We start from the raw sequence: 4,625 nt of genomic DNA on the forward strand, positions 1-4,625 counted from the left end.
GCAATAAATTTCCTGAGACTGGTTTGAGAAGTCAACTTTCACAACGGAATTTTCTTTATTGTGAATGGAAAACTAAAAAATTATTCAACTATCACTATTGCTATATATTTTTTGTCTCTCCAATACACCAGTAACTAGAGATAATGCAACTAAAGGAGCTGTAACTGCTCTGAGGATACGCTTACCAAGAGAAACAGCTTGAAAACCTGTAGCGATCGCTGCTTCTATTTCCGCATTAGTCCAACCTCCTTCGGGACCCGTAGCAATTACAACTGATTCTACTGATTCAGTATCCAATAAATTCTCCAGTAAAAGCGGATAATTATTACGAGCGACACATATATACTTATGATATTTAGTAGACAAATTTTGATGTTCAAACAATGATAAAGCGGCAGAATATTCTACAGTTTCTCTAATTTTTGGAACTACTTGACGCTCTGATTGTTCTGCAGCTTCATTGGCAATTTTTCCCCATCTTTTTAACTTTTGCGGACTTGGTTTAAGCAAAGTTCTAGAACTAATAACTGGCAAAATATGAGTTACTCCTAATTCTGTACTTTGTCGCACAACTTCATCAAAATTATTTCCTTTAGGTAAAGCAGAAATTAGAATCAGTTCTATTGGTAATTCATTTTGAATCGAAATTTCTTGTTCTAAAACAGCAGTTAATTCAGTTTTTCCAGAAATATCTGGTGTAAGTTTAGCTAACCACCATTTACCCTTTCCATCCATTACAATAAACTGGTCTCCTACCCCCAGTCGTAACACTCGCCCTAAATAATGCTGTTGTTCAACAGTTAGAAAAACCTGTTGTCGATCAATTTGCTGAGGAGCGATCGCTAATCTTTGCAAATCAGCCATTCTAGAAAAAATTTAATAGTTACAATATTGCTCACTTTGGATCGTTAATCTGATGCAGAGACAGTAAAAAACTGTTGATGTGTGGGATAGTTTTTTTCTAACTATTAAGATTAAATCAGAATCAAACCTAGCATTTTCTAATTAAATGGAAATAGTAACAAAGCTATTTCCATTTATTTGTTTGCCTTTAAAGTATTTTACGGCTAATTTTTAGTTTTATCGCTATCTTCAGGACTACTGAAGTTGCTCTTTATGATAGTTATAGCGCTTCTCCCTCAGGTATTTACAACTAATAAATCTAAGTGTAGTAAGCGAAAATGTGTACAAAAGATAATGTTTAAATATGCCATAGCGCACTACTATAATACAGCTAATTTGCCTAAACTAAAAGGTGTCTATTTTTATAATTACTTAGTTTCAGTTATTAGCTCTTTAAATGCCACAACATTTATGCGCATATTTATCCCACAGACTTATTTTTAGACGTGGATTTTCTCCAGAGGGAACCTAAAAATGTCAGCATTCAGCCTTTTTTTTTAATTACAAAAACACATTTGCTATAGATAGCAGAAGTCTTCAGATTTCATTTGATCCATGCTTGAGCATTTTACCCGACATTCCGCACCACTATGGGTAGCGTTTAGCTCTAGGCTTTGACCACTACTAATAGCGTAAGGATTTGTACTTATACACTACTAATGGTGTGTTAACTTTTTAAAACCGCTATATCTAGACGTAACTTGCGGAATGTGGGTTTTACTTTAGTCTTTTAATACTGCCATAGGATTTCATTTTGTCCGAAGCTAATGGCTGAGAGCTGACAGCTGAATAGTTATCTAAAAATTAGTTTCATCAGTAGTAGTTGGGCTTTCATTTTTCCTAATTTTCTCTAGGTATTCTGCAATTGCTTCAGTTGCTAATTGAACTACTGGTTTACCCTGACGCTTAGACTCTTCTTTTAACTTGGTATAGATTTCATCCCTCACACTAACCCTATGTCGCATTTTGCTAGTATCTTTAGGTTGTTCCGGAGGAGATGCAGGTTGACTCGCTTCTTGACCCAAAGTCCCAGGTGCTGTCGGTGTTACTGGTTGACTTACTGGTTGACCAATAGTCGTAGGTGCGGGTGCTGTCGGTGTTACTGGTTGACTTACTGGTTGACCAATAGTCGTAGGTGCAGGTGTTGTAGGTGTTACTGGTTGACTTACTGGTTGACCAATAGTCGTAGGTGCGGGTGTTGTTGTATTATCGTCACTACTAAAAACAGGAGTGTTTAGAGGTTGAGTTTCAGTAGTTGTTGCTGGAGTCGTTGTTGTCGTTTGACTCACAGTAGTTGATGGAGTTACCAATGTACTACTATCAACATTAGCGGGTGAAATTACCGGAGAATTAAGAGCAGTCATTTCCTGATTATTTTCCAGACTTGTACTTACCACTTCTTCTTGAGGTTGAGTTTCTGAAGTTGTCTCAGTACCATCTGTAACTACTGGAATATTATTTTCAGAATTGATTGAGGTAAAACTGGAATTGTTAATATCTGTATTCATCGAGAAACTAGATTGATAGTTGGTTACAAACTGACGGATGGCTTCAATACCGACACGATTACAGAAATCACCGAAACTCTCATCTGGTTGACGTTGTTGCTTAAAATAGATAAATATTCGCTCCAACTCAGTTTCCAGATTATTGATATGCAGTTTGTCGATATAAGGTTTTGCCAGTCGTGTTTGGTTGGGTGAACCCCCTAACCAAATCTGATAAGTATCAGGAGCACTACCGACAAATCCTAATTCCGCCATGTAGGGTCTAGCACAACCATTGGGACATCCTGTCATTCTAATTACAGGATGTTCCTGTCCTAGCCCCACCTTGTCCAACAATAACCTAATTTGTCCCAATATGCCAGGTAATGCCCTTTCTGATTCTGTCATTGCTAGTCCACAAGTAGGAAAAGCCGGACAGGCCATACTGTAGCGCACCAAAGGGTCAATATCTTTTTCTTTACTAATACCATGCTGAGTGAGGATTTGTTCTATTGCTTTTTGCTGCCGTGGTTCAATTTCATAGAGAATAATGTTGTGATTAGCTGTTAACAGCATTGGTAAGTTAAATAAACTAACTATTTTTCGCAGAGCTGTTTTTAGCTGAAATGAATCTTCATCTTTTACACGGCCATTTTCTACTGAAATTCCTAAAAAAAGCTTTCCATCTCCCTGTTCGTGCCATCCCAGAAAGTCTAAGTATTTCCATTCTGGTAGAGGTTTAAAAGGAGCTATAGATTTACCAAAATATTCTACCAACTTGGCCTGAAATTTTTCTATTCCCCAGTCATGGAGTAAATATTTCATTCTAGCATGGCGACGCTTACTACGATCGCCATAATCTCTTTGAGTAGCTACTATAGCCTTGACCAAATCAAATATATCTTCTTTGGTGNTCCCAGAAAGTCTAAGTATTTCCATTCTGGTAGAGGTTTAAAAGGAGCTATAGATTTACCAAAATATTCTACCAACTTGGCCTGAAATTTTTCTATTCCCCAGTCATGGAGTAAATATTTCATTCTAGCATGGCGACGCTTACTACGATCGCCATAATCTCTTTGAGTAGCTACTATAGCCTTGACCAAATCAAATATATCTTCTTTGGTGACATATCCTATTTCTTGTGCTAAACAAGGAAAAGTATCTTCTTTTCTATGAGTGCGACCTAGACCTCCACCTGCTAAAACATTAAATCCTTCTAATTCTCCTGCTTGATTAGTAATCACAACCAGACTCACATCCTGAGTATATAGGTCTATGGAGTTATCTCCTGGAACTGTGACGGCGCACTTAAATTTTCTTGGCATATAGTGAGTACCATAAATTGGTTCTTCACTATTAGGGAATATTGTACCATTACCATTGTGCTGTCTAGCTGCTTTTACTTCTGGAGATTCTTCTCCACTTATTACTTTTTCTCCATCTAGCCAAATTTCGTAATATGCTCCCGTTTGTGGAGCTAATAAATCTGCTATTTTATTAGCATAGTCTTTAGCATATTCGTACTCAGGACGATTTTTATAGGGAGCTGGTGGAGACATGACATTTCTATTCAAATCTCCACAAGCACCTAGTGTCGAACCCATACTTTTGATAATGGATGATATGACTGTTTTGAGATTTTTCTTTAATACTCCATGCAACTGAAAACCTTGTCTAGTTGTCACACGAAGTGTTCCGTTTCCATAATCATGAGACAAACTATTTAAGGTGAGAAAAAGTTGTGGCGGAATAAACCCACCCGGGTTCCGGGTGCGAAGCATCATTTGATAATCTTTCTCTTGCCCTTTAACTATATTATCTCTGTCATGTTGTTGATAAGAACCGTGGAATTTGAGTATTTGAACAGCTTCTTCAGTGAAGTGATTTGTATCTTCCAGAAGTTGAGTTGCCAGGGGTTCCCGCAAAAAATTACTATTTTCTTTTATGCCTTCTAGCTTCGAAGGTTTTTGCTCTTTAGGTATTGAAATTTGAGATGGGGTGATCATGGCTAAAAGTGCAAATTGCTACTATTTTATCAGTTAGTTAGTAGAGTTAATCTTTGAATATTGCTTTGGAGCTACAATTAGAAACTTAATTTTTCTTTGATTTGATTTCTTGATAATTTGCTCTCAGAATGTTTTTGCTAATTTATTTACTTTAGCATTCACAATAATTTACCATTACTCTAGCAATATTTCATTGATTTTATATTATACTCTCATACATCCTTATCTT

Annotated in this window: 1 protein-coding gene and 2 pseudogenes; all 3 read right to left on the reverse strand. The window is 36.7% G+C overall.

Features of this window, described 5'->3' with window-relative positions; genetic code table 11:
- Positions 1-84: 84 nt before the first annotated feature.
- Positions 85-864, reverse strand: coding sequence for a 16S rRNA (uracil(1498)-N(3))-methyltransferase (locus AFK68_RS09730; protein ID WP_094672536.1), 780 nt, complete (start codon positions 862-864; stop codon positions 85-87).
- A 1,433-nt stretch (positions 865-2,297) separates the two neighbouring features.
- Positions 2,298-3,303 (reverse strand): annotated as a pseudogene (locus AFK68_RS41400) (NADPH-dependent assimilatory sulfite reductase hemoprotein subunit); the annotation flags it as partial.
- A gap of 1 nt (position 3,304) precedes the next feature.
- Positions 3,305-4,396, reverse strand: a pseudogene (locus AFK68_RS09740) (NADPH-dependent assimilatory sulfite reductase hemoprotein subunit); the annotation flags it as partial.
- Positions 4,397-4,625: the final 229 nt, after the last annotated feature.

Source organism: Hydrocoleum sp. CS-953, assembly GCF_002260545.1.
Lineage (GTDB): Bacteria > Cyanobacteriota > Cyanobacteriia > Cyanobacteriales > Microcoleaceae > Trichodesmium.